Here is a 23,869-nt window from a genome sequence, read left to right as displayed (position 1 = left end):
GATATGGGCGCAGAGGGTACGAAACCACGGCCCTTTATAGTCACCGCAAATCGACTTTTCAGAATCGCCCTACAAAGGTTGGTGAAGATGTCGATTGGTCATGCCGGTGGACCGGGTGGAATTTTTGGTCGATTGCCAACTTTAGGCCGTATAAACTTGCGCAAAGCGTCGGCCAATAGATGTCTCGGCGCCACAGATAAGAGAGTGAGTAATGGGCGCACAGTGGAAGGTTAAACACAAAGAAGCGGCATCTAACGCCAAGGGCAAGATCTTCGGCAAACTGGTAAAGGAAATCACCATTGCTGCGCGCAACGGTGCCGATCTCTCGACCAACGCACACCTGCGCCTGGTGGTCGAGCAGGCCAAGAAAGCCTCGATGCCCAAGGAAACCCTGGACCGCGCGATCAAGAAAGGCGCGGGCCTGTTGGGCGAAACCGTGCAGTACCATCGCGTGACCTACGAAGGCTTCGCTCCGCATCAGGTGCCGCTGATCGTTGAATGCGTGACCGACAACATCAACCGCACCGTCGCGGAAATCCGCGTGGCCTTCCGCAAGGGCCAATTGGGCGCGTCCGGTTCGGTGGCGTGGGACTTCAACCATGTGGGCATGATCGAAGCGTCCCCGGACAGCCCTGACGCCGATCCGGAAATGGCCGCGATCGAAGCCGGAGCCCAGGATTTCGAGCCCGGTGAAGAAGAGGGCACCACCCTGTTCCTGACCGAGCCTGGTGACCTGGACGCTGTTCAGAAAGCGCTGCCTGAGCAAGGTTTTACCGTGTTGGCGGCCAAGTTGGGCTATCAGCCGAAAAACCCGGTGAGCGGTTTGAGCGACGAGCAGATGGCTGAAGTCGAGGCGTTCCTGGAAGGCCTTGATAACCATGATGATGTGCAGGATATGTTTGTAGGTTTGGCGGGTTAAGCATTCCAGCATTGACGGTTTTGTTGTCTGACAGGCCGTCTTCGCGAGCAAGCCCGCTCCCACATTTTGATCGAGTCCTGTCAGAAAGAACTCGGTCTCCTGTGGGAGCGGGCTTGCTCCGGGCGGCGCTCCGACGAATGACCGCGAAGCGGTCACTGGATATCAAGTAATCCCAAAATCTCACTGAACCCCGGCCGCGCCAGCACATCCGGCTGACAGCAACGCCGTTCCAGTTCCTCCAGCGGCAAGCGCCTTTCATCGCTCATCCCCGAGTCGATCCGCGCCAGCAATTCCCCCAACAAAACCCCAAACGCCCGCACCTCAATGCGTTGCAGCGCACGGCTTTCAAGGCTGTCGGATGTCGCATGGAAAGACGCCGCGCCAAAGTCCCCCAACAGGCACTCACCGTGCTTGTTCCACAAAATATTGTGGCCGTAGAGATCGCCGTGGGTGATGCCTTGGCGGTGCAAATGCTCGGCCACCGAGGCGATGCCACGGGCCATGCGCAGCGCTACATCGGCACTGAAACGGGTGTCGTCGGCATAGACGTCACGGGTACAGGACGCCAGGCTCGGCAGCCCGGCGAGGTTGCGATAACTCGGGTCGATCAGTTGCATCACCAGCCCGGCCTGCTGTGCGGGATGCCCAACGATGCGGCCTTCGACCCGGATCAGATTGGGGTGAATGCCAGCGGTGATGCAGGCGTTCATTTCGTGCAGCGGTGAACCATCGCTGGTCATTTCGCCTTTGTAGAGTTTGACCGCAACCTCGGTCGCCGGTCGTTCCCACATCGCCCGATAAATCACCCCCGAAGCGCCTTCGCCCAGTTGTTGCTCCAAGTGCAGTTCGGACCACGCAATGCTCGTCGTGGCTTCGAGGGCCGCCGCATCGGCTTCGGTCTCCAGCGGGTTCCCGGCGTAGGCCAGCCAGGTCAGGCTCGGCAGGGTCAGCAGCCACTCGGGCAGTTCGGTCAGCTGATTGGCGGCAATGCGGATCAGTTCGAGTTGATGGCATTGGCGTAGGCTTTCGGGCAGGCGTTGCAAGCAGTTGCCGGCGAGCATGAGTTTTTGCAGGTGTGGGCGTTGACCCAGCTCGGCGGGCAGTTCACGCAGGCGGTTGTCGGTCAGGATCAGCCAGCGCAACAGCGGCGGCAGTGCAGCGGCGGGGACCGTTTCGATGGCATTGGCCTTGAAGCCGATCATTGTCAGCGCGGCACATTGGCCTAGGCATGCGGGCAGTTCGGTGAACCGGTTGTCCGAGCAAAACAGCACGCGTAAACGGGTCAGGCGATGCAGGTCATCCGGCAGGTGGCTCAAGGCGTTGCCGCTGAGGTTGAGCACTTCCAGCGAGTCCGCCAGGTCGAAGATTTCACGCGGAAATTCGGTCAGGCCACAGGCCAGATCCAGACGGGTGCTGCCTGTCAGTTGACCGGCGCGCAGTTGGGCGAGGGTATCCATGGATGGGTTCGCTATTGATCGAGGGGAGGGCGCGGGGCCTGGAAATGGGCGACATGATAGCGGCAAAGTTGTGTTGCCTGTGAGGCCGCCTTCGCGAGCAAGCCCGCTCCCACAGTGGACCGAGTTCCCCCCGGGCAACTCGGTCACCTGTGGAAGCGGGCTTGCTCGCGAAGAGGCCGGCAGCCACACCGAGGACCTTTGATCAGACCACTCCCTTGACCTCCACCAACTGCCCCAACCGACTCCGCGTCCGCGCAAAGTCAATCGCTTCACCCCCCAGGCTTTCGCGCAACGACTGCTCACCGAGCAACGTCAAGTGCTTGTCCTGATCGTACAAAACGTCGATCAAATTGATGAAACGTTGCTGCGCCGCCATCGAACATGCTGGCAGGTTGGGCAGTTCGTCGATGATCCAGTGATCGAAGCGCCGGCACAGCTCCAGGTAATCCATGACGGCCGTGGGGTGTTCGCACAGATCGCCAAAGGTAAAACCGATGGTGCGTCCTTCGCAGCGTCGCGCTTGAAGGTGCCGTGCGCCGACTGGCAGTCGCAGGGCCGGTGCGCCACGTTCCGGCAGGTCCAACGCCAGGCGTTGCGCCACGGTGCCGGGCCAGACGTACCGTCCTTGAGTAAACACCTGATGCGCGTGCGTTTTCATCTGGCCGCGGTAGTCATGAGGCCCGCCGACTTCCATGACCTGCATGCGCGCATGGATCAAGTCGATCACTGGTTTGAACCGCGCGTGATAGAGCGGGTTGGGCAACAAACCTTCCGGCGGATAATTGGAGGTCACCAGCAGCAGGATGCCCCGCTGGAACAACGCCTTGAACAGCCGCGTGATGAGCATTGCATCACCGATGTCGTGGACGTGGAACTCGTCGAAACACAACACGCGGCAGTCGCTCAGCAGTTCATCGAGGGTGACGGCCAGCGCATCGGGCTGATCACGGTGAGTGAACATGCCTTGGTGCAGCGTGGCAAAAAACTGATGGAAGTGCAGGCGCTGTTTTTCCGCGATCGGGATGGCCTGGAAAAACCCGTCGAGCAGCCAACTCTTGCCGCGACCGACCGCACCATGCAAGTAGAGGCCGGGGAGTATTTTTGCCGATGCACCGAGCAGGGCCGTGGCGTGCTGCGCCATGCAGTCGATCACGCGCTGCTGGCTGTGGCTGAGGGTGTAGCCCTGGGCGTGAGCCTTGTGGCGAAAGTAGTCGTGGATCACTCGACCGGACGCACTGGCTGGCGCAGCCGACGCCTTGCCGAACAAGCGGCGAAGCGTGGGCCAGCGAGGTGTGAGTCGCGAACGGTCGGGCGGTCGAACAGCCACTGTGAGGTCACCCCGTAATCGTCAGGCAGGCTGCCCGAGCTGCGGCGGCGTAGTGTAACCAAAGGCTGAATTTGCCTGCCAGTGCTGTCGACCAATGACGGCCATATCGCAACAAGACTTTGCGGGTTGTAGAGCTTTTTAAGCCGTTATATCGGTGTTTTTTCAGCCAAATCCAGGTAAAAAACGCCCGTTGCAGCGGGCGGTGGCGATGAGCGGCTGGCGAAATTCCGGTCCATTGCTACCCTGATGTCTAGTAGCCACCCCACACAAGGAATGGGGCCGTGAAAGGAGTTCTGGTAGGGGCAGTTACGGGTGTGGCTCTCAGCGCGCAAGTGTTCGCCGCCGAACTTCAGGTCGACGTGCGCATCGACGTGCAGCGTGGTTGCCAGGTGATCGGGCAGCAACACCGAGCAGGAATCGAGCCACTGGGCGTGCTCGACTTCGGCAGCACCGCGCGAGTGGATGACCCGGCCGGACCGCTGGGCGCGGCGCTGATGAATGAGCGACTGCCACGGCTCGAATGCAACCCCGACACCCCTTATCAATTACGCGTCGATGGCGGCCTGCACGGTGGCGTCGGTGACGTGCGTTACATGGCGGGTTCCGCCGGCAGCAAACCCATTCCTTATCGGCTCTATCAGGACCCGGCGCGGTTGATCCCGCTGGCAGTGAATGTCCCGGTGAGCGGCCGTGTGCCGGATTCCGGTTCAGTGGATTTGCCCTTGTATGCCCGTATTGAACGGCTGGCGGAGATTCCCCGTGTCAGCCGCTATTCAGACGTGGTGAAAGTGACGGTCACCTGGTAGCGAGAAGTGGGGGTTGGCGCCATGACAAGCAGGCACTGGAGGGTTATCGCCGTGAGCGCACTGATGCTGTTGGCGCAAGACGCGCAAACGGCAGTCAGCGGGCAGATTCATGCGCGGCTGATCATTACCTCCGGTTGTGAAGTCACCAATGATGCCGCCCCAGGCACTCTGGCCAGCGATTTCGGCACGCTTGATTTCGGCCAGCAAGGCCCGACCTGGAATCGCCAGGTCAACGCCAGCCTGGGCGACGACGGTCTCGGCAGGCTGAACGTCGTGTGCAATCCGTCGGTCACCGGTTTCACCGTCACCATCGATGGCGGCGCCCATGGCGACGGCACAACTCGACGCCTGAGCAACGGCAGCCAGACCATCCCTTATCAATTGTTCCTCGATGCTTCCGCAAATCAGCGCTACAGCATCGGCCAACAACACAATTTCGCCGTCACCAGCGGAGCCCGGATACCGATCCCGGTATTTGGCTCAGTGGTGGCGAATGCCCGAGCGCTACCGGCCGGTGTCTATACCGACACCCTGACGGTGACGCTGGATTGGTAACCCCGTAGAGGACGGACACCATGCACATGCTCGTATCAAGGATAGGTTTGTCACTGCTCGGCCTGACGCTGGCGTCCAGTGCCCATGCCGCTACCACGGTCACCGGCCAGATCACCTCCAGCCTGATCCTGACCAACAGCTGCCAGGTCAACGGTGCCGGCGGTTCCAGCGGCCTGAACTTCGGTGCGTTGAATTTCGGCACCGAAAACAGCCTGTTCACCACCGCCAATGCGCAAGTGCTGGGCGGTGGCGGCGGGGCGTTGTCGATTCTCTGTTCCAGCGGCACCACGCCGGCGGTGAAGGTTCGAGCAGGTGCCCATGACGGCTTGTCTACCGGCGGCACCCGGGCCCTGGCAGACGGCAGCGGCAACTATGTGCCGTATGACCTGTACACCGACTCTGGCCATTCGCAGATTCTGGCCATCGACGGGGTGATTAACCTCGCGACGAGCACCGGTGTGGCGCAGACCGTCAACCTCTACGGTAAAGCCGTGGGCAAGGCCGGGCTGCCGGCTGGCACCTACACCGACACCGTTGCCGTCGAACTGACGTTTTAGCGCGATGACCCAAAAGCACGCTTATGCGGCGCTGATCCTGTTGTGTGCGGGGAGCCTGCCAATGCCATTGGCGGCGGTGACCAGCCAGAGTTTTCAGGTCAGCGCCACGATCACCGCCGGGTGCCTGGTGGTGGGCGGCGTGTCGAATTACGGCAGCCTCGACTTCGGCAGTCAGTCAGCCCTGGCCACCGGCACGGTGCAGGTGGCGTTGAGCGCTGGAGTGCAGTTGCAATGCACGCCAGGGGTGACGATGAACATGAGTGTCGATGGCGGCCAGTACAACAGCAGCGGGCGGCATATGCAGCTCACCACCGGCAGTAACCGCGTGGCGTATCAGCTGTTTCGTGATGCGGCGTTCAGCCAGAGCCTGGGGATTGGCCAGAGTGTCGCCGTGGCCTACACCGATGCCAATAACATCAGCCTGCCGATCTATGGACGGGTGCAATTACCGGGCAATCAGCCTGGGGGGACGTACAGCGATGTGCTGCAAGTGCAGCTGTCGTGGTAACGCATCGTTTTGAATAAGGAGCAGGCCTATGAGTTCACCTTCGCAGCGGCATTCGATCCTGTGTTGTGCGGTGTTGGCGATGGTGTTGCTGGGGGCGGTCAAGGTGCAGGCCGCCAGTTCGGTGCTGATCTGGCCGATTGACCCGGTGCTGGAGGCCGATCAACAGGCCAGTGCCTTGTGGCTGGAAAACCGCGGCAATGAAACCGCCAACCTGCAGATCCGGGTGTTCGCCTGGAGCCAGAGCGGCTTCAACGATCAGTACCAGAATCAGCGCGATGTAATCGGCAGTCCGCCCGTGGCGAAGATTGAACCGGGTCAGAAGCAACTGGTGCGCCTGACCCGCACCCGGGAGATTCCACCGGGGCAGGAACTGGCTTACCGCATTATCATCGACGAAATCCCCTCGGCTAAAACCCCCGCGTCCGAAGACGGCAAGACCGCTGCGGCGATTCGCTTTCAGATGCGTTATTCGGTGCCGTTGTTCGCCTATGGCGCCGGGCTGTGGAGCAAGGAAGACACCACTCGCCAACGTGATCCCAAAGGCGTCGGATTGCCGGATCTGAGCTGGCGCACGGTGGCGGTGGACGGTCGGCCCTATGTCGAAGTGCGCAATCAGGGCGCGGTGCATGCGCGGCTGACCGATGTGGCGCTCAAGCAAGGCAGCCAGACCCAACCGCTGGTGGACGGCCTGTTGGGTTACGTGCTGCCCGGCGCAATCATGCGCTGGCCGGCACCAGGACCGATGCCCGCCAACTCGGCGTTGCAGGTGCGGGTCAATGGCGCGCCGCAGGTGCAGAGCATTACCCCAGCACGTTAATCACAACCCCTGTAGCAGCTGCCGAAGGCTGCGTTCGGCTGCGCAGCAGTCGCAAAACGGTCTCCGCGATTTACCTGAATCACCGCGGTGCCTGATTTGGCGACTGCTTCGCAGCCGAACGCAGGCTTCGCCAGCTGCTACAGGGATCGTGTGTGCTGTGACAAGGAGGGATCTGTCCATAGACGGACCTAATGCGCGAATGAGCCAACGCCTGGCTCGCAGTTTCCAGCAGCCGTTGTGGGCAGTGAGCTGCGCGTACTGGCTGGTGTTCGCCCCGCAAGCCGGGGCCGGTGATCTGCCGCCACCGCCCAGCGGCATGGAGGCTGTGGCCGATGCACAGTTGTTTCTGGAATTGGTGGTCAATCAAATGAATACCGGACGAGTCGTGGCGGTGGAGCAACGGGGCGGGCAGTTCTTTCTGCCGGCCAGCGCATTGCGCGACACCGGGATCAAGCTGCCAGAAAATACCGGCACCGAAGTCGACCTCGACAGCGTCCCGGGCCTTCACAGCGAGTACGACAGTGGCGCTCAACGGTTGCTGCTGGAGGTCCCGCCGGACTGGCTGCCGGAGCAGTTCGTCGGCAACCGCGAAGCCTATCCGCGAACTCCGGCCCTGAGCAGTTTCGGCGCCTTGCTCAACTACGACCTGTACCTCAACGACACCGATGACGCCGGCACTTACCTCGCGGCATGGAACGAAGTGCGGCTGTTCGACAGCTGGGGCACGCTGTCCAACACCGGGCAATACCGCCGCACAGTGTCGGGGGAGGCAGTGAGTACGCGCAGCAATGGCTACCTGCGCTACGACACCACCTGGCGTTACTCCGATGACGAGCGATTGCTGACCTATGAGGCCGGCGACCTGGTCAGCGGCGCCTTGCCCTGGAGCAGTTCGGTGCGCCTGGGCGGGGTGCAAGTGTCCCGCGACTTCGGCGTGCGCCCGGACCTGGTGACCTACCCCTTGCCGCAGTTTGCCGGGGAAGCTGCCGTGCCGTCGTCGGTTGACCTGTTCATCAACGGCTACAAATCCAGTAGCGCCGAGCTGCAACCCGGGCCCTACACCCTGACCAATATCCCGTTCATCAACGGCGCCGGTGAAGCGGTCGTGGTCACGACGGATGCGCTGGGCCGACAGGTCTCGACCACGGTGCCGTTCTACGTCACCAGCAGCTTGCTGCAAAAAGGCTTGAGTGATTTTTCCGTCGCGGCAGGCACCTTACGCCGTGACTACGGCATCCGCGATTTCAGCTACGGCCCGGGTGTCACGTCCGGCAGCCTGCGTTACGGTTTGAGCGATAACCTCACCCTGGAAAGCCATGCCGAAGCCTCGGACTCCCTGAGCCTCGGCGGCATGGGCGGCAACCTGCGACTGGGCAATTTCGGAGTGCTCAACACCGCGCTCAGCCAAAGCCGTTTCGAAGGCGAAAGCGGTCAGCAATTGAGCCTCGGCTATCAGTACAGCAGCCAGCGCTACAGCTTCTCCTGGCAACGCCTTCAACGTCGCGATCAGTACGCCGACCTGACCGTGGTCGACAGCCCTTACACCACCCTGAGCACACGCAGCGAGCAGGCAACCCTGAGCCTCAACCTCGACACGTGGGGCAGCCTCGGCGTCGGTTATTTCGACGTGCGTGCGGCGGATGACTCGCGCACCCGGCTGCTCAACCTGACCTGGAGCAAACCCTTGTGGCGCAACAGCAGTTTCTACCTGTCGGCCAATCGGGAAATCGGTGACAGCAACTGGGCGGTGCAGGCGCAACTGGTGATCCCGTTCGATCTGCGCGGCAGCCTGGCCATCAGCAGCGAGCGCAGCAAGACCGGGCAAAGCCAGCAGCGGGTCAACTACAGCCGCGCGGTGCCCACCGAAGGCGGGGTGGGCTTCAACCTCGGTTACGCCCATGGCGACGGCCCGGATTATCGTCAGGCCGACCTGACCTGGCGCCTGCAATCGGTGCAGTTGCAGGCGGGTGTCTATGGCAACAGCGACGCCGAAACCCGTTGGGCCGATGCCAGTGGCTCGCTGGTCTGGATGGACCGTCAAGTCTTCGCGGCCAACCGCATCGACGATGCGTTTGTGGTGGTCAGCACCAAGGGTTACGCGGACATTCCCGTGCGCTACGAAAACCAGCAGGTGGGTCGGACGGATCGCAACGGTCACTTGCTGGTGCCCTGGAGCAGCGCCTATTACCGTGGTAAATACGAGATCGATCCGCTGAATTTGCCGGCCAACGTGCGCAGCCCCAATGTCGAGCAGCGAATCGCGGTACGCCGGGGCAGCGGTTATTTGCTGGAGTTTCCACTCACCAAGGTGATCGCTGCGAGCATCGTGCTGGTGGATGCACAGCAACAGGAATTGCCCTTGGGCAGCATCGTCGTGCACGAGCAGAGCGGCGCACAAACCGTGGTCGGCTGGGACGGTCTGGTGTACCTGGAAAACCTTCAGAAGCAAAACAGCTTGCGGGTGACCCTGACGGATGGAAAGACCTGCCAGGTGCAGTTCGCCGTGGACTTGAATCAGGATCAGATCCCGTTGATCGGTCCGTTGGTGTGCCAATGAAATGGCTGATGTTGCTGGCGCTATCGTTGCCGGGGTACGCCTGGGCGTTGTGCTCCGTGGTCAGCACCACCGCGGCGGGGTTTGGTTCCCAGAGTTCGATTGCGGTGCGCACCACGGCTCAAACCAGCTCCACCCCCAATGCGGGTTTGAGTTGCACCGGTTCTCTGCTGTCATTGCTGACCAATAATGACCACTTCTACGCCACCGTCTCGTCGACTCAATCTGGCTTGCTCGGGCCGACCGGGGACGTCATCGGTTACACGTTGTACGCCGACAACAGCACCAGCTATCCGATCAATCGCGCCGTGGCATTCGATTTCGCCCGCAATGGCATCATCGACGCCCTCGGCTTACTGGGCAGTGTGATACCGAAAACCGCGCCGGTTTATTTGCGAACGACCATTGGCAGCAACGTGGCGGCGGGCGTCTACAGCGAGACCCTGAGTATTTTATGGAGCTGGAATTATTGCGCGGGCATCGGTGCCGGCAGCCTCTGCCTGGGGCGCGACATCGGCAGTGGCACTGCGACGGTAACCGTCAATATGACTGTGGCCAACGACTGCACCATCACCGCGCCGAACATCAGTTTCGGCAGTGCACCGGTGGTCAGCGCCTTCACCGCCGTCACCGGCCAGACCATCAACCTGGTCTGCACCAAAGGCAGCGCTTACACCGTGGGGCTTGACGACGGCCAGCATGCGGCGGGTGTCGGCGGGCGTCGACGGATGATCTCCGGTGCCAATTACCTGGCCTACGACATCTTCAAAAGCGCCGGCACCACCCGCTGGGGCAGTGTCGGCAGTGCGCGCCGGGCCAGTTCCGATGCAGAGGTGAACCCTGGTAATGGCTTGGGGACGGGAAGCCAGGTGTTTAACTACAACGCAAAAATCTATACCGACCAGACCACACCGCCGGCTGGGACTTATCTGGACAGTGTGATTCTTGATGTCGGGTTTTGATGTCGAAAACCCCACAGACTTTGTAGCAGCTGCCGAGCAGCGCGAGGCTGCGTTCGGCTGCGGAGCAGTCGTAAAATCAGGCAACCGGTTCTTTCAGAAAAACCGCGTAACCTGGGTTTACGACTGCTTCGCAGCCGAACGCAGCCTCGCGCTGCTCGGCAGCTGCTACAGGGGGCGCGTTTCAGCCGAGCGTTATGGGGTGTGGATCGGCTATCGCTCGATACTGCGATTCCACCGCGCATTCCACGCTGGGCGCTGTTCGTTGACCTGATCCCAGTCAATGGCAATCGCGGTGGTCAGATACTGCTTCATCGCCTCGACCTGGCCGCGGGTCTTGTCGGTGGTCGGCGTGTTCGGGTTGGACGGGATCTGGTCGCCATCCTCCAACGCAGCGGCCTGGGCTTCAGGTGTCAGCAAAAACGCAGCGAGTTTCTGTGCCAGTTCCGGCTGGGTGTTGTTGGCGATGGCGCATTCGGCCACGTTGAGCACCACGGAGCCTTCCTTGGGCTGCGCATATTCGACCGGCATGCCTTTGAGTTTCAGCGCGGTGACTTGGGTCGGGGTCAGCGGAAACAGCGCCGCTTCGTCGGTCTGGAGCATTTCGGAAATCTTCGCGGAGCTCGGAATGTATTCCAGCACGTTGCGCCCGACGGTGTTCGGCCAGGCCTTGAAGCCCGGCTCGACGTCGGTTTCGCTGCCGCCCTGAATCCGGTTGAACATCAGGAAACCGTGCAGGCCGAAGGTCGAGGAGGCCATCGACTGGAACACCAGTTTGTCCTTGAAGCGCGGGTCGGCCATGTCCATCCACGAGGTCGGCGCGGCCCAGCCTTTCTCCTTGAACAGCCGCGTGTTGTACGCCAGCCCGGTCACGCCGAGGCTGACCGCCACCGCTTGATCCTTGATGCGGCCCTTGGCCGGAATCTGTGCCAGCGGTGCGCTGTCTTCGAGTTTGTCGCACAAGCCCATGGCGATGGCGCGGTACATGATGCCGTCGTCGAGGAACATCACGTGCATCTGCGGGTTGCCTTTGCTGGCCTGGACCTTGGCCAGGATATCGGCCGAAGTCCCCGGCACGATCACCACTTTGACGTTGTTGGCTTTCTCGAACACTGGCAGCACCTTGTCGGCGTAGAGCCGCTCCATGGTCCCGCCGTTCATGCCGAGATAAAGCGTGGGTTCGGCCTGTGCCTGGGTGGCGGCGAGCAAGGCGCCCAGGCAAGAGAAACCGAGCAGTGCAGTGCGTTTGACGTTATTCATTGTCGCGACCTTCCTCTATCAAGCAACGGAGATGGAGTGAAACCGGGTGATGGAAAACGCATCCAGTGACGTTTTTGAGGCGCCGCTGCAGATGATCTCGGTGAGCGCCTGGCCCACCGCCGGACCGATCTGGAAACCCGCGCCGGCAAAGCCGAAGGCGTGCAACAGACCGGGCTGAGTGCTGCTGTGACCGATCACCGGTTGGCGGTCGGGCAGATAACCTTCGGTGCCGCTCCAGGTCCGAATGGCCTGGGCACCTTCAAGAAACGGGTAGAGCTCGACGGCCTGGCGCAGGATCTCGATCACCGCGTGCTGGCCGGGGCGGGCGCGCGCATCATCGAGGGCGAAACCCTGACCGCCGCCCAACACACAATTGCCGCGCGCAACCTGACGCGCATAAATGCCGCCCCCCTCGACGCCGGTGCTGGCGTTCATCACCAATGGCAACGGCTCGGTGACCAGCATCGCCGGATGGCCGGCGTGCATGGGTACTGCTTCGCCAAACTGTGCGGCGAGGTGTCCGGCCCAGGCCCCGGCGCAGTTCAGCAGCCAGGGTGCGTGCAATTCGAGGCCGGTTTGAGTGCTGACACGAAAGCGCTGACCGTCGTGTTCCACCGCCGTCACCGCGCATTGTTCGTGGACCTGCGCGCCGTGCCGACGGGCCGTTTGAGCGAAGGCGGGGGACACCAGACGCGGGTTGGCGTGGCCGTCGTCCGGGCAAAACGATGCGCCCGCCGCGACGTCGCCAACCCACGGGAAACGCGCGCGCAACTCGCGGCGGTCGAGCACCTGCAAATCGAGGCCGAAGCCCTGGCTGCTGACGGCGTAGTGCTGCAAGGCGTGCAGATCGCTGAGGCTGCGAGCCAGTTTCAAGTGACCGCTGCGCTGGTATTCACCGTCGATGCCGATCAGTTGCGGCAGTTGTCCCCAGATCTCGTGAGCCCGTTGCGACAACGGTAACTGCGACAGCGGGCGGCCCTGACGTCGCACGCCGCCGTAATTCACACCGCTGGAATGCGAGCCACAAAAGTCGCGCTCCAGCAGCGCAACTCGACGTCCTGCTTTGCTCAGAAACAGCGCGGCCGAGGCCCCCACAATGCCGCCGCCAATGATCACGGCATCGACTTCGATCATGGCTCGACCTCCAGGCCAAACGGCAGCGGTTTGATCGGCGCCTGCGCCCGCAATCGACCGATCTCCGAGACCGGGCGCCGGCTTTCGCAGGCAATGATTTCTGCCGCTGCGGCGCCGCACATCCGCCCCTGGCAGCGACCCATGCCAATGCGGCAATGAGCCTTGACCCGATTGATTTCCCAGTGACCTTCGCGCACCACCTGGCGGATCTCGCCCGCGCGCACTTCTTCGCAACGGCAGACGATCACCTCATCGGCGGTTTCGCTGGCCCAATGTTCGGGAAAGGCGAAGGCTCGCTCCAGTCCGTTGCGGAATTCGCCGATGCGTTGCAGTGAGCGTTCAAGGTTATCCGGACGTTGCGCTGGAATCAGGTAACCGATGTCTTCGAGCAACGCCAAAGCAGCGCGTTCGCCCGCCATTTCAGCGGCATCGGCGCCCATGATGCCGGCACCATCACCGGCCAGATAAACCTCGTCGACACTGCTGCGACCGGCATGATCGCGCTGCGGCAGCCAGGCGCGGTTGAGTGGGTTCCAGGCGAATGCGCAGCCAAGCAAATCGGCGAGTTGGGTTTCACTGCGCAGGCCATGAGCGAAAGCCACGGCGTCGCAATCGATCTGCTGTTCACCTTTTGCGTTCGACCAGTTCATCGAGTGCACGCGTTGTTCGCCATTCACGCGCTGCAAGGTTGCGCCCTGATGCACCGGGATGCCGTGGGCGGTCAGCCAGCTGCGGTAATAGAGGCCTTTGGCGAGCGTGGACGGTTGCGACAGCAGGCCGGGGAGGGCGCGGGCCTGAGCGCTGAAGGGTGAGCTGTCGAGCACCGCGACCACCTTCGCGCCGGCCTTGGCGTATTGATACGCCACGAGGTACAGCAATGGACCGCTGCCGGCGAACACCACGCGCTCACCGATGGCGCAGCCCTGGAATTTGAGCGCGATCTGCGCCGCGCCGAGGCTGTAGACGCCCGGCAACGTCCAGCCCGACACCGGCAGGATCCGGTCGGTGGCACCGGTGGCGACGATCACGCGGGAGAACTCCTGCCGCGCGGCACGGCCTTCATGCAAGGTGTCCAGCGCACCGTCTTCGGCGTTCCAGACCAGCGTCTCCGGACGGTAATCGAGTTGCTCGCGCAGCGCGTCTATCGTCTGATGCACTGCACTGGCCTTGCTCGCTTCGAAGCCATACAGCTTGACCGCCGAGCGCTTGAAGTTCTCAGGCTGGCGCCGATAAATCTGCCCGCCACCGCGTGCCGCTTCGTCCAGCAGCACCGGACGAACTCCGTGAGCCACCAACGTCTGCGCCGCACGAATCCCCGCCGGACCCGCGCCGATAATGACCACAGCCTTCATACCCACCCCATCCCTGACCACCGCCAAACCCCTGTGGGAGCGGCGGTGCGGCGATCCGACTTGCTCGCGAAGGGGCCGGCACGTTCAACAAATGTGCTGGCAGACAAACCGCTTTCGCGAGCAAGTCGGATCGCCGCACCGCCGCTCCCACAGGGGGGCTCGGTTCTGCGGGTAGACAATGTGTTCATAGGGAGCGCCCCGGTTCGCGGCTGATGTGTTGGTCGGATTCGAGCAGCGTCGAGCAGGCCCGTACGCGGCGGCCATCGCCCAGGCGGACCCAGCAGTCCTGGCAGGCGCCCATCAGGCAGAAGCCGGCGCGGGGTTCGGCGCTGAAGTCGCTGCCGCGCAGGTGTTCGCTGCAGGTCAGCACGGCGGTCAGCAGGGTGTCGCCGAGCAGGCCAGTCGCCGGTTTGCCGTCGAGGGTAAAGTGCACGGCCGGGCGGTCGCCTTCGGCCAGTCGTTTCAACAGTGCCATGGCGCCCTCATTGTTTACCCACCAGCACCCGATCCAGGCCATACACCCGATCGAGCAGAATCATGGTCAGCGCGGTCAGCCCGATCACCAGTGCCGACACCGCCGCCATCATCGGGTCGATGGATTCGGTGGCGTAGACGTACATGCGCACCGGCAGGGTTTGCGTGGCCGGCGAGGTGACGAAGATCGACAGCGTGACTTCGTCAAAACTGTTGATGAACGCCAGCAGCCAGCCACCGGCGACCCCCGGCAGAATCATCGGCAAGGTAATTTCCCGGAACAGTGTGAAGCGCCCGGCACCGAGTGATTGCGCCGCGTGTTCGGCGCTGCGGTCCAGGCCAATGGCCGACGCCAACACCAACCGCAACACATACGGCGTGATCACCAGCACATGAGCGAAGATCAGCCAGGCAAAGCTGCCGTTGACGCCCATCAGTGCAAACAACCGCAACAACGCCACACCCAGCACCAGGTGCGGAATGATGATCGGCGACAGGAACAGACCGTTGAGAAAGTCCCGTCCGGGGAACTCGAAACGCGTGATCGCCAGCGCTGCCGGCACCGCAATCAGCGTGGCAATACTGGCCGCGCAGAACGCCAGAATCAGGCTGTTGTAAAACGCATCGACAAAGTCGGCACGCTCGAACACCGCACGAAACCAACGCAGGGAAAACTCCGTGGTCTGCAGGCTCAGGGTGTTTTCCGGGGTGAAGGCCACGAGGCACACCACCACCAGCGGCGCGAGCATGAACAGCACCACCAGGGCATGGAACAGCAGGGCGAAAGGACCGTTTTTGGACATGACGAGTTATCCCAATGACTTCTTGTAGCGGCCTTCGATCATCCGGTTCCACGACAGCATGATCAGCAGGTTGAGCAACAGCAGCGCGACCGCGATGGCCGCGCCCATCGGCCAGTTGAGCTCCGACAGGTACTGGTCGTAGATCAGCGTCGCGACCATCTTCAAGCGACGTCCGCCGAGCAGACCGGGAATGGCGAAGGAACTGGCCGCGAGGCCGAACACGATCAATGTGCCTGACAGTACGCCGGGCATGATCTGCGGCAGCACCACTTGGCGCATGACGGTGAAGTGACTGGCACCCAGTGACAGCGCGGCCTGTTCGGCGGCGGGGTCGAGTTTCTGCAGCGAGGTCCACACAGGAATGATCATGAACGGCAGCATCACGTGAACCAGCGCGATCACCACCGCGAAGGGCGTGTACAGCAATTTCATCGGTGAGCCGCCGAAGGCTTGCAGGGTCTGATTGACCAGCCCGTCGGCGCCGAGCAACAAACTCCAGCCGAAGGCGCGCACCACCACCGAAATCAGCAGCGGCGTGAGGATCAGAATCAGGAAAATCGAACGCCATGGCGCGCCCATGCGGCTGAGGATGTAGGCCTCGGGCACGCCGATCACTACGCAGAGCAGGGTGGTCAGGGCGCTGATCCACATCGTGCGAAGGAAGATTTCGTAGAAGTACGGGTCGCCCAGCAAGCTGCTGTAGTGATCGAGGGTGAAGGCCTCGCCGTTGATTCCCGAGCTGTAGTCGAAGACGTTGAACGACAGCACCAAGGTCAGCAGCAGCGGGATGATCAGCAGCCCGAGGTACAGCGCCAGGGCTGGTGCCGACAGCCAATAGCCCTGGCGTCCCTGGCGAATCGCAGCCAGCGTACTCATGCCGGCACCTCGTCGACTGTCAGCACCCGCAGCAACGTTGCGTCCCAATCGAGGCCGACCGCCGTGCCTTCGGTCAGCGGTGCCGAACCGTCGTTGCGGCGCACCACGCTGAGTTCACCCAAGGTGGTCGAAACGCCGTACAACCATTGGCTGCCGAGGAAGAAACGACTGACGATCTTGCCTTGCAGGCGACCCTGACCTTTATCCCGCAGATCGATTTTTTCCGGGCGCAGGCTCAGGGTCAGTTCGCCGTCGCCACGGCTGCACACTTGAACCACGCCGGCGCTGTCACGCTCGCCCGGCAGCAGATTCGCCTTGCCGACAAATCCGGAAATGAACTCGGTGCGCGGGTGTTCATAAAGGGTGTAGGGCGCGTCGATCTGGGTGATGCGCCCGGCCTGCATCACCACCACGCGGTCACTGATGGACAGCGCTTCGGACTGGTCGTGAGTGACCATCAACGTGGTGATCCCGACTTCGCGCTGGATGCGGCGGATCTCGAATTGCATCTCTTCGCGCAGGTTGGCGTCGAGGTTGGACAGCGGCTCATCGAGCAGCAACACGGGCGGTTCGATCACCAGGGCTCGTGCCAGTGCGACACGCTGGCGCTGGCCACCGGAGAGTTCCCGTGGGTAACGCTCGGCATGCTGATTCAGGCGCACCAGTTTCAGCACCCGATCGGCCCGCTGCTGCAACTCGGTCGCGGGCACTTTGCGCATCCGCAAGCCGAAGGCGACGTTGTCTTTGACGGTCATGTGCGGGAACAGCGCGTAACTCTGGAACACCACCCCCAAACCGCGGCTGGCGGGCTTGGCGTGGGTGATGTCGCGACCGTCCAGCAGGATGCGTCCGCTGCTGACTTCAACGAAGCCGGCGATCATTTGCAGGGTGGTGGTTTTGCCGCAGCCGGAGGGGCCGAGCAGGGACACGAATTCGCCTTTCTCGACCGAGAGGTCGGTGGCGACGACGGCGTCGATCTCGCCGTAACGTTTGCCGAGTCCTTCAAGTTGCACAAAAGCCATGACTGCGCTCCACCTGAGATTGTTATGCGTCACCCGAAGGCGCGCTTTTTTGTATGGGCAGATACGAAAGATGTTGCTGGGTGCGTTGGCGCTCGACTTCAGTCGGCTGCCGCTGTTGTTCGAATCGCCCCTGTGGACGCAGAGTAGGACGAAGACTACGATGGGCTCAATGGCCTATTTCACTGAAGCGATGACTATTTTCAGTTTCATTCAGTCAGTAAATTTATTGTCGAGATATAACATGCCTGATTCCACTGATCGGAATGAAAACAAAAATGAAGTCGGTGTCGGGGCTGTGTCCAGACTGTTTGCCGTGTTGCGCAGTCTGGGTGACACCGTCGAGGGCGGTGAGCGGGTGACCCAACTGGCGCAGCGCATTGGTCTGTCGCAACCGACCACACACCGCTTGCTGCGCAGCCTGATGGACGAAGGCATGGTCGAGCAGGACGCCCGCAGTAAACGCTATCGCTTGAGCCTGGAATTTTTTGCGCTGGCGGCGCGAGCCGGCAACACCGGAAATCTGCGGGAACTGGTGCGGCCGTCGTTGTTGCGGCTGTCGGCTTCGTTGGGGGATTCGTTGTTTTTGCTGGCGCGCAGCGGTTTTGATGCGATCTGCCTGGACCGCAGCGAAGGGCCGTTTCCGATCCGCACCTTTACCGGCGATATCGGCGGGCGGGTGGCGCTGGGTGTGGGGCAGGGCAGCCTGGCGATCCTGGCGTTTCTGCCGGAGGAAGAGCGCGATACGGTGATCCATTACAACTTGCCGCGGCTCAAGGATTTTCACCTGTATGACGAGGTGTTCCTGCGCTCGGAGGTCGAGAATGTGCGCGCGCTGGGGTATGCCGGGCGCAACACTGGCGTGCTGCAAGGCATGGCGGGTGTGGCGGTGCCGATTCTGGATCGTGAAGGACGGGCCGTGGCGGCGTTGAGCGTGGCCACGGTGAGTGATCGCCTGGGGCCGGACCGTTTGCCGACGGTGGTGGAGATGCTCAAGCGCGAAGCGGCGCTGATCGGGCCGCGGATCAATCCGTTTGATCCGCTGCTGCGCAGGCCTTCCCAGGTGTTCGGGCAGGGCTGATCACCCTCTCCTAATAACCACTGAACCCTGTGGGAGCGAGCCTGCTCGCGATAGCGGAGTATCAGTCGCCATTGATGGTGCTGACACTCCGCTATCGCGAGCAGGCTCGCTCCCACAGGGGATTGTTGTCGGGGTCAGAACTGGGTGGTTTGCTTGAGCATCTGCGCCGCCGGCGTATCGCTCGGGCTGACCATCGCATAGTTGTAACCCGCGCCGGACCAATACTCGGCCTGCAACTCGCCATCGCTGCGACTGCCCCGAGGCAACAGGTTGTTCTTCGGCCCTGGTGGTCGCACGTAGAAGCTGATCTTGTGCCCGCCCTGATCCTCGTAAACCACCATCGCCGCCGGCCCTTGCTCGGTGCTGAGCAAGCGGCCGCTCACCGGTTTGAATCCTGAGTCCGACAGGTCCGGCAGGCGATTGGCGTGAGAGAAATAACGGTCGAGCCAACCCTGCATGTCACCGTCGTCGCTGACCTTGTAGTCGGCCGGCAGGATGCCTTGCTGGGCGATCAAACGGTAAGCCTGCATCGCATCGGTCATCGGCGGTGGCGCACCGGTCAGGGTCATTTCCCGCGCCTGCCAGCCACTCAATCCGCCCACGCTGACAGCGATCAAGAGTACTGCAGCGCTGGCCAGATGACGACGGGACTGGCGTTTGATCCGTTGGCGGATCAGTGCCGGGTCGAGGTCCGGGTTGGCCGTGTAGTGCAACGCGCCGCTCATGGCCGCGCGCAGTTGTTGGGCGTCCTGCTGCCAGTCGCGCACCTGCGCGGCGGTTTCAGGATTGCTCGCCAGGTAGGTTTCGACCAGGCGTCGGTCGGCGTCGTTGAGCTGGTGGTCGACGTAGGCGTGCAGGTCACGCTCGCTCGGAGGGATGCTGATCATTTGAGTATCCGCAGAGAAGGGCTGGTGATTTCGCCGTCGCTGAGTTGGCGCAGGGCCTGACGGGCGCGGGACAGGCGGGACATCACGGTGCCGGTCGGGACGTCGAGAATCTCGGCGACCTCTTTATAACTCAAACCTTCCACCGACACCCAGAGCAGCAGCGCGCGCTGTTCAGTGGTGAGCCGGTCGAAGGCTTGCAGGGTGGATTGGGCAATCACGGTGCGTTCTACCGACGGCTCGGCATCGTCACGGCCGGTAAAGAATTCGAGCATCCGCGCGTATCGCCGGGTGCGTCGATGAGCGTCGAGAAACTGCCGATAAAGTATCGAAAACAGCCAGGCGCGCAAGTCGCCTTCGGGGCGTTTGTCGCCCCAACTCGACAGGGCGCGCTCCAGGCTCGACTGCACCAGATCGTCCGCGCTGCTGGGATTGCGTGTCAACGACACGGCGAACCGGCGCAATCTGGGAATGATTTCTCTGAGTTGTTCGTCGATATCGTTCATGAAGTTCTGACTAGTCACTACGCTGTGGACTAGGAAGACGCCCGGCACTTGAGGTTATTCCACGCCTGGAAAAATAAATACCGGGCGATGGAATAAAGCGGTGTGGCGTACGTCTGCTTGGTTCTTCTCACTTGTGGCCGATGGCCCTGGAGTCATTCATGGTAGATCGTTCATCACCGCCCACCCGGCCACCGCTGAGTACCGCAAGCCTGACATTGCGCCTGGCCGGCATTGCTGTGGTGGTTGCTGCGTTGGCCGGGGCTTTTGCCTACGTCAACGGCACCTTTGACCCACAGCGTCTGACGCCGAAAAAACTGATTAACGTGCTGGAAACCAACAATGGAGTGCACCCGGGGTTCCGGCGCAATCACTCCAAAGGGGTGTGCGTGATCGGGCATTTCGAAAGCAGTGGCGAGGCGCGCACTTATTCCAGTGCGCAGGTGTTCAATGAGGCGCAAACCCCGGTGGTCGGGCGTTTCGCGTTGCCCGCCGGCAATCCTTACGCACCTGACAGCAGCGTGCCGATCCGCAGCATGGCGTTGCGTTTCACTCAGGCTAACGGCCAGCAATGGCGCACCGGGATGAACAGCATGCCGGTGTTCCCGGTGGGCACGCCTGAAGCGTTCTATCAATTGCAGCAAGCACAATCGCCGGACCCGGCCACCGGTAAGCCCAATCCTGCGGCTGTGCCGGCATTCTTTGGTTCACATCCGGAGGCCGCGCCGTTCCTAGCCTGGATCAAGACCGCCAAGCCGTCGGCCAGTTATGCGACGGAGACTTACAACAGCGTCAACGCGTTTTACCTGGTGAACGCGGCCGGTCAGCGCCAAGCCGTACGTTGGAGCATGACGCCGATTGCCCAGGATGCTGCCGGTGCCACGGCGCCTGAAGGGGCTGACTTCCTGGAAAAAGACCTGGTTCAGCGTATATCCGCCGGGCCGCTGCGTTGGCAGTTGAACATCACCCTGGCGAACCCCGGTGACCCGGTCAACGATGCCAGCAAGGCCTGGCCTGACGGTCGCAAAGTGGTGAACGCCGGCACCCTGGTGCTTGAACGCACGCAACCGCAACTCGATGGCGAGTGCCGCGATATCAACTACGACCCGCTCGTATTGCCGGCCGGTATTGAGGGTTCCGACGACCCATTGCTCGCCGCGCGCTCGGCGGGTTACGCCAGTTCCTACCTGCGTCGCACCAGTGAAGTCAGCCAGTTGCCTGCCGCCAACGCTAAACAGGAGGCTCATCAATGAGCGCTCAACCGAATCATTTCGCGCCATTGGCGCGGCTGCTGCATTGGCTGATGGCGCTGATGATCATTGCGATGCTGTTTATCGGCGCCGGCATGGTGGCCTCGGTGTCCGAACGTCATGAGTGGCTGATCCATCTGCACAAACCGTTGGGCGTCGCGATTCTGTTGCTGGTGATTGTGCGTTTGGTGGTGCGTTTTTCCACGCAACAGCCGCCGTTGCCGGCGGACTTGCCGGGTTGGCAGGCACTGGCAGCCAAGGCTTCGCATGTTTTGTTGTACGCGTTGATGCTGATTTTGCCGCTGCTGGGCTGGGCGATGATTTCGGCGGCCGGGGACCCGGTGATGCTGAGCAGTTCGATTCAGTTGCCGTCGATCCTGCCGGCCAATGCGCAGGTGTTTGCGTTTTTGCGCAAGGCTCACGGGTATCTGGCGTATTTGCTGTTTCTGACCGTGTTGCTGCATCTGGCGGCAGCGTTGTTTCACGGTTGGGTGCGGCGTGATGATGTGCTGGATAGCATGTTGCGAGGCAAGGATCGCGGCTAAACCTGTGTAGCAGCTGGCGTAGCCTGCGTTCGGCTGCGAAGCAGTCGTAAATCAAACACCGCGGTCTTTCATATCAACCGAGGTGTCCGAATTACGACTGCTGCGCAGCCGAACGCAGCCTTCGGCAGCTGCTACATGGACCGCGTTGTCAGCGCAGGGTATCGATCATATCGGCAACGGTCGTCAGCACGTCCTTGCCCAGTTGCTTGGAGCGCTTGCCCGACCAACCCGTCAGCGCGTTGGGCGCGTCGTTGTTGTCCTTGAAGGGCATTTCCAGGGTCAGCGACAGGCAGTCGTATTTCTGACCGACACTGTTGCAGGCCAGCGTCATGTTGGCTTTGCCCGGTTCGTCGCGGGTGTAGCCGTGCTTGGTCTGAAAGTCTTTGGTCAGGTGTTTCAGATGATCGCGGAAGTGGGTTTCGAGTTTTTCGATCCGTGGCGTATACCCCGGGTTACCTTCGCAACCGGCGGTGAACACGTAGGGGATTTCTTCATCACCATGGATGTCGAGGAACAAGTCGACGCCGTACTTTTCCATTTGCTGCTGAACGAACAACACTTCCGGGCTGATTTCCTGGCTGGCGCTCTGCCAGGCGCGATTCAGGTCCTGGCCCATGGCGTTGGTGCGCAGGTGACCGTGGAAGGCACCGTCCGGGTTCATGTTCGGCACCAGGTACAGGTCGGCGCTGGCCAGCAGTTTGTTCAGGACCGGATCGTCGTGGTTTTCCAGGCGTTCGATCACGCCTTCCATGAACCACTCGGCCATGTGTTCGCCGGGGTGTTGCTGGGCGATCATCCAGACCTTGCGCTGACCTTCGGCGCCGGTGCCTTTACGCAGTAACTGGATGTCACGACCTTCTGCGCTTTTGCCGGTGGCCAGCAATTGAGTACCGGCCTTGGTCAGCGCCTGCTCGATCAGCCAGTCGTGACGGCCGCGGCTGTAGGGTTCGAAGTAGGCAAACCAGGCGTGAGTGGCCGTGGCTTCAAGGCTGAAACGCAGGCAGTCGCCTTCGAAAATGGTCGGCACGCGGAACCAATTCACGTGATCGTAGGACGCTACGGCCTGATACCCGTCCCAGGCCTTGTTATACGAAGACTTGCTGGCATTATTCAGACGAAACCAGTGCTCTTGACCGACGTGCAGACCGCTGGCCTTGAAATGGAACCACTGGAAATGTTGGCTGCGGGTGTCGGGTTTGATGGCCAGCAGGGCTTGAAGTGGATTGCTGATGTCCAGCACTTCAATGTTGCCGCTGTCGAAATTTGCGCTGATGTCGAAAGAGGATTTAGCCACGGTCATAGTCGATTCCTGAATATGATTTTTATGGCTGCTACTTTACACGCTGGGAAGGGAAAAACCGGGGGAAATTGCGGGGGTAAAAGGGGGGCGTCTTCCTTGACGCAGACGCAGCTTAGAGACTGTGCGATTGATTCTCAAGTGCTATTTTTCATTAGTTTGGGCCAATGAGGCCGGGCTTCTCTTGCCAATCGATATTCTTTTGATATCATCCGCGCCAATCGAATTCGCAACACCTAAAGACTTCATTAGCCTGAAGCCAAAGCCAGAATAACTGGCAAAAAAAAGACCCGGCAAAAAGCCGGGTCAAAAACCGTGATTAGCCTGATGAGGAGATAGTCCAGGAGACCGACCTAAGGTCTCTTGGTCCATCGACTGATCTCGCGACCAGCTGCATGCAATAATAATCATTCTCGTTTGCAAGTCAAATGATTTTATCTGCACGATTGGAAAATTCTTTCCCGTCTTCCTCAAAAGTGCGTCTGACTCAGGCGCACTGATGCCCTTGTAAAGAGCGATCAATCATCGCCTTGGCCATGTCGATCATATGCACCGTCGAAAAGGCCAGGTCGCGCCTTGCGCCGTTCAGATTGCTGGCAGACTCGTAGGCAGTTGCCGCGGCACACCGCAACAGATCCGACGCATGCACCAGCGCCTCTTCTCCGCTGACGGCAGGGTTCACATCAAAAAATCGCTCCTCCACCACCGCTTCTGACACAGTTGGTTTCAAGTAATAGTCCAAGGCTTTTTGCGCGGCGGCGTTGCCTTTGGGCGAGGTGAGGGTGGTGTCCATTTGCATATCCGACAGGTCATTGCTGGTTAACGTCATGGCGATGGCAAGCTCCGTGATAGATTCAGATCCGTGAACCAATCCTAGTACGAACTGTATTTGTGACGAGAATTTAAATACTACAATTTGTGTTTTGTCGCTC

General features: G+C 61.3%; 24 protein-coding genes. 11 read left to right on the top strand and 13 right to left on the bottom strand.

Translation table 11 applies throughout. From position 1 onward, the window contains the following. The first annotated feature begins 211 nt into the window (after positions 1–211). Positions 212–919, top strand: coding sequence for a YebC/PmpR family DNA-binding transcriptional regulator (locus tag ACA072_RS18605; protein ID WP_497619708.1), 708 nt, complete (start codon positions 212–214; stop codon positions 917–919). A gap of 152 nt (positions 920–1,071) precedes the next feature. Here the strand turns inward: ACA072_RS18605 and ACA072_RS18600 are convergent, their stop codons facing one another. Continuing rightward, positions 1,072–2,376: a protein kinase gene (locus ACA072_RS18600; protein ID WP_497619706.1), complete on the bottom strand. Its 1,305-nt coding sequence runs from the start codon at positions 2,374–2,376 to the stop codon at positions 1,072–1,074. A gap of 202 nt (positions 2,377–2,578) precedes the next feature. Continuing rightward, on the bottom strand, positions 2,579–3,703 hold the full coding sequence (gene zapE / locus ACA072_RS18595) for a cell division protein ZapE (protein WP_497619704.1): 1,125 nt from the start codon (positions 3,701–3,703) through the stop codon (positions 2,579–2,581). A 281-nt stretch (positions 3,704–3,984) separates the two neighbouring features. Between zapE and ACA072_RS18590 the strand changes: the two genes are divergently transcribed. The 7 genes from ACA072_RS18590 (at position 3,985) to ACA072_RS18560 (ending at position 10,462) form a co-directional block, all read left to right on the top strand. Then, complete coding sequence (locus tag ACA072_RS18590; RefSeq protein WP_497619702.1) at positions 3,985–4,509, top strand: Csu type fimbrial protein; 525 nt, start codon at positions 3,985–3,987, stop codon at positions 4,507–4,509. A gap of 21 nt (positions 4,510–4,530) precedes the next feature. Further along, the gene (locus ACA072_RS18585; protein ID WP_497619701.1) at positions 4,531–5,064 is read left to right on the top strand and encodes a Csu type fimbrial protein; all 534 of its coding nucleotides are present in this window, start codon (positions 4,531–4,533) and stop codon (positions 5,062–5,064) included. A gap of 20 nt (positions 5,065–5,084) precedes the next feature. Then, positions 5,085–5,621 carry a Csu type fimbrial protein gene (locus ACA072_RS18580; RefSeq protein WP_497619699.1) on the top strand — a complete coding sequence of 179 codons (537 nt, stop codon included), beginning with the start codon at positions 5,085–5,087 and terminating at the stop codon, positions 5,619–5,621. A 4-nt stretch (positions 5,622–5,625) separates the two neighbouring features. Beyond that, positions 5,626–6,129, top strand: a complete 504-nt coding sequence (locus ACA072_RS18575) for a Csu type fimbrial protein (RefSeq protein ID WP_497619698.1) — start codon at positions 5,626–5,628, stop codon at positions 6,127–6,129. A 28-nt stretch (positions 6,130–6,157) separates the two neighbouring features. Beyond that, on the top strand, positions 6,158–6,946 hold the full coding sequence (locus tag ACA072_RS18570) for a fimbrial biogenesis chaperone (RefSeq protein WP_497619696.1): 789 nt from the start codon (positions 6,158–6,160) through the stop codon (positions 6,944–6,946). Positions 6,947–7,145: 199 nt separating this feature from the next. Beyond that, positions 7,146–9,503 carry a fimbria/pilus outer membrane usher protein gene (locus ACA072_RS18565; RefSeq protein WP_497619694.1) on the top strand — a complete coding sequence of 786 codons (2,358 nt, stop codon included), beginning with the start codon at positions 7,146–7,148 and terminating at the stop codon, positions 9,501–9,503. Then, entirely contained in the window at positions 9,500–10,462 is a 963-nt protein-coding gene (locus tag ACA072_RS18560) for a Csu type fimbrial protein (protein ID WP_497619692.1), read from the top strand. Before ACA072_RS18565 ends, ACA072_RS18560 begins: the two co-directional genes overlap by 4 nt. 210 nt (positions 10,463–10,672) lie before the next feature. Here the strand turns inward: ACA072_RS18560 and ACA072_RS18555 are convergent, their stop codons facing one another. From ACA072_RS18555 to ACA072_RS18525, 7 genes are all read right to left on the bottom strand, one after another. Then, positions 10,673–11,719 carry an ABC transporter substrate-binding protein gene (locus tag ACA072_RS18555; protein WP_219097092.1) on the bottom strand — a complete coding sequence of 349 codons (1,047 nt, stop codon included), beginning with the start codon at positions 11,717–11,719 and terminating at the stop codon, positions 10,673–10,675. An 18-nt stretch (positions 11,720–11,737) separates the two neighbouring features. Continuing rightward, positions 11,738–12,853: an NAD(P)/FAD-dependent oxidoreductase gene (locus ACA072_RS18550; protein ID WP_497619689.1), complete on the bottom strand. Its 1,116-nt coding sequence runs from the start codon at positions 12,851–12,853 to the stop codon at positions 11,738–11,740. Beyond that, entirely contained in the window at positions 12,850–14,205 is a 1,356-nt protein-coding gene (locus ACA072_RS18545; protein ID WP_497619687.1) for an FAD/NAD(P)-dependent oxidoreductase, read from the bottom strand. Before ACA072_RS18545 ends, ACA072_RS18550 begins: the two co-directional genes overlap by 4 nt. A 184-nt stretch (positions 14,206–14,389) precedes the next feature. Further along, on the bottom strand, positions 14,390–14,680 hold the full coding sequence (locus ACA072_RS18540; RefSeq protein ID WP_497619685.1) for a (2Fe-2S)-binding protein: 291 nt from the start codon (positions 14,678–14,680) through the stop codon (positions 14,390–14,392). A 7-nt stretch (positions 14,681–14,687) separates the two neighbouring features. Then, complete coding sequence (locus tag ACA072_RS18535) at positions 14,688–15,482, bottom strand: ABC transporter permease (protein ID WP_497619683.1); 795 nt, start codon at positions 15,480–15,482, stop codon at positions 14,688–14,690. 6 nt (positions 15,483–15,488) lie between these two features. After that, complete coding sequence (locus tag ACA072_RS18530) at positions 15,489–16,358, bottom strand: ABC transporter permease (RefSeq protein WP_497619681.1); 870 nt, start codon at positions 16,356–16,358, stop codon at positions 15,489–15,491. After that, on the bottom strand, positions 16,355–17,380 hold the full coding sequence (locus ACA072_RS18525; RefSeq protein WP_497619680.1) for an ABC transporter ATP-binding protein: 1,026 nt from the start codon (positions 17,378–17,380) through the stop codon (positions 16,355–16,357). Before ACA072_RS18525 ends, ACA072_RS18530 begins: the two co-directional genes overlap by 4 nt. Positions 17,381–17,621: 241 nt before the next feature. Here ACA072_RS18525 and ACA072_RS18520 point away from each other — a divergent pair, with 241 nt between their 5' ends. Beyond that, complete coding sequence (locus ACA072_RS18520; protein ID WP_497619678.1) at positions 17,622–18,458, top strand: IclR family transcriptional regulator; 837 nt, start codon at positions 17,622–17,624, stop codon at positions 18,456–18,458. 134 nt (positions 18,459–18,592) lie between these two features. On the opposite strand, the gene ACA072_RS18515 is transcribed toward ACA072_RS18520, so the two are convergent. Further along, positions 18,593–19,345 carry an anti-sigma factor family protein gene (locus ACA072_RS18515; RefSeq protein WP_497619676.1) on the bottom strand — a complete coding sequence of 251 codons (753 nt, stop codon included), beginning with the start codon at positions 19,343–19,345 and terminating at the stop codon, positions 18,593–18,595. Continuing rightward, entirely contained in the window at positions 19,342–19,848 is a 507-nt protein-coding gene (locus tag ACA072_RS18510) for an RNA polymerase sigma factor (protein ID WP_497619674.1), read from the bottom strand. The genes ACA072_RS18515 and ACA072_RS18510 overlap by 4 nt, the downstream gene beginning before the upstream one ends. Before the next feature lie 158 nt (positions 19,849–20,006). On the opposite strand from ACA072_RS18510, the gene ACA072_RS18505 reads away from it, so the two are divergent. Together ACA072_RS18505 and ACA072_RS18500 are read left to right on the top strand one after the other, a co-directional pair. Further along, positions 20,007–21,098 (top strand): catalase family peroxidase, encoded by a 1,092-nt coding sequence (locus tag ACA072_RS18505; protein WP_497619672.1) that lies wholly within the window; start codon positions 20,007–20,009, stop codon positions 21,096–21,098. Then, on the top strand, positions 21,095–21,640 hold the full coding sequence (locus tag ACA072_RS18500) for a cytochrome b (protein ID WP_497619671.1): 546 nt from the start codon (positions 21,095–21,097) through the stop codon (positions 21,638–21,640). Before ACA072_RS18505 ends, ACA072_RS18500 begins: the two co-directional genes overlap by 4 nt. 148 nt (positions 21,641–21,788) lie before the next feature. Here ACA072_RS18500 and ACA072_RS18495 read toward each other — a convergent pair whose 3' ends face one another. Together ACA072_RS18495 and ACA072_RS18490 are read right to left on the bottom strand one after the other, a co-directional pair. Beyond that, complete coding sequence (locus ACA072_RS18495; protein ID WP_497619670.1) at positions 21,789–22,940, bottom strand: M14 family metallopeptidase; 1,152 nt, start codon at positions 22,938–22,940, stop codon at positions 21,789–21,791. Between the two features lie 484 nt (positions 22,941–23,424). After that, positions 23,425–23,766 carry a DUF6124 family protein gene (locus ACA072_RS18490; RefSeq protein WP_497619668.1) on the bottom strand — a complete coding sequence of 114 codons (342 nt, stop codon included), beginning with the start codon at positions 23,764–23,766 and terminating at the stop codon, positions 23,425–23,427. Positions 23,767–23,869: the final 103 nt, after the last annotated feature.

Source organism: Pseudomonas sp. LBUM1656 (assembly GCF_059716065.1).
This window is presented reverse-complemented; position numbering and strand designations above follow the sequence as displayed.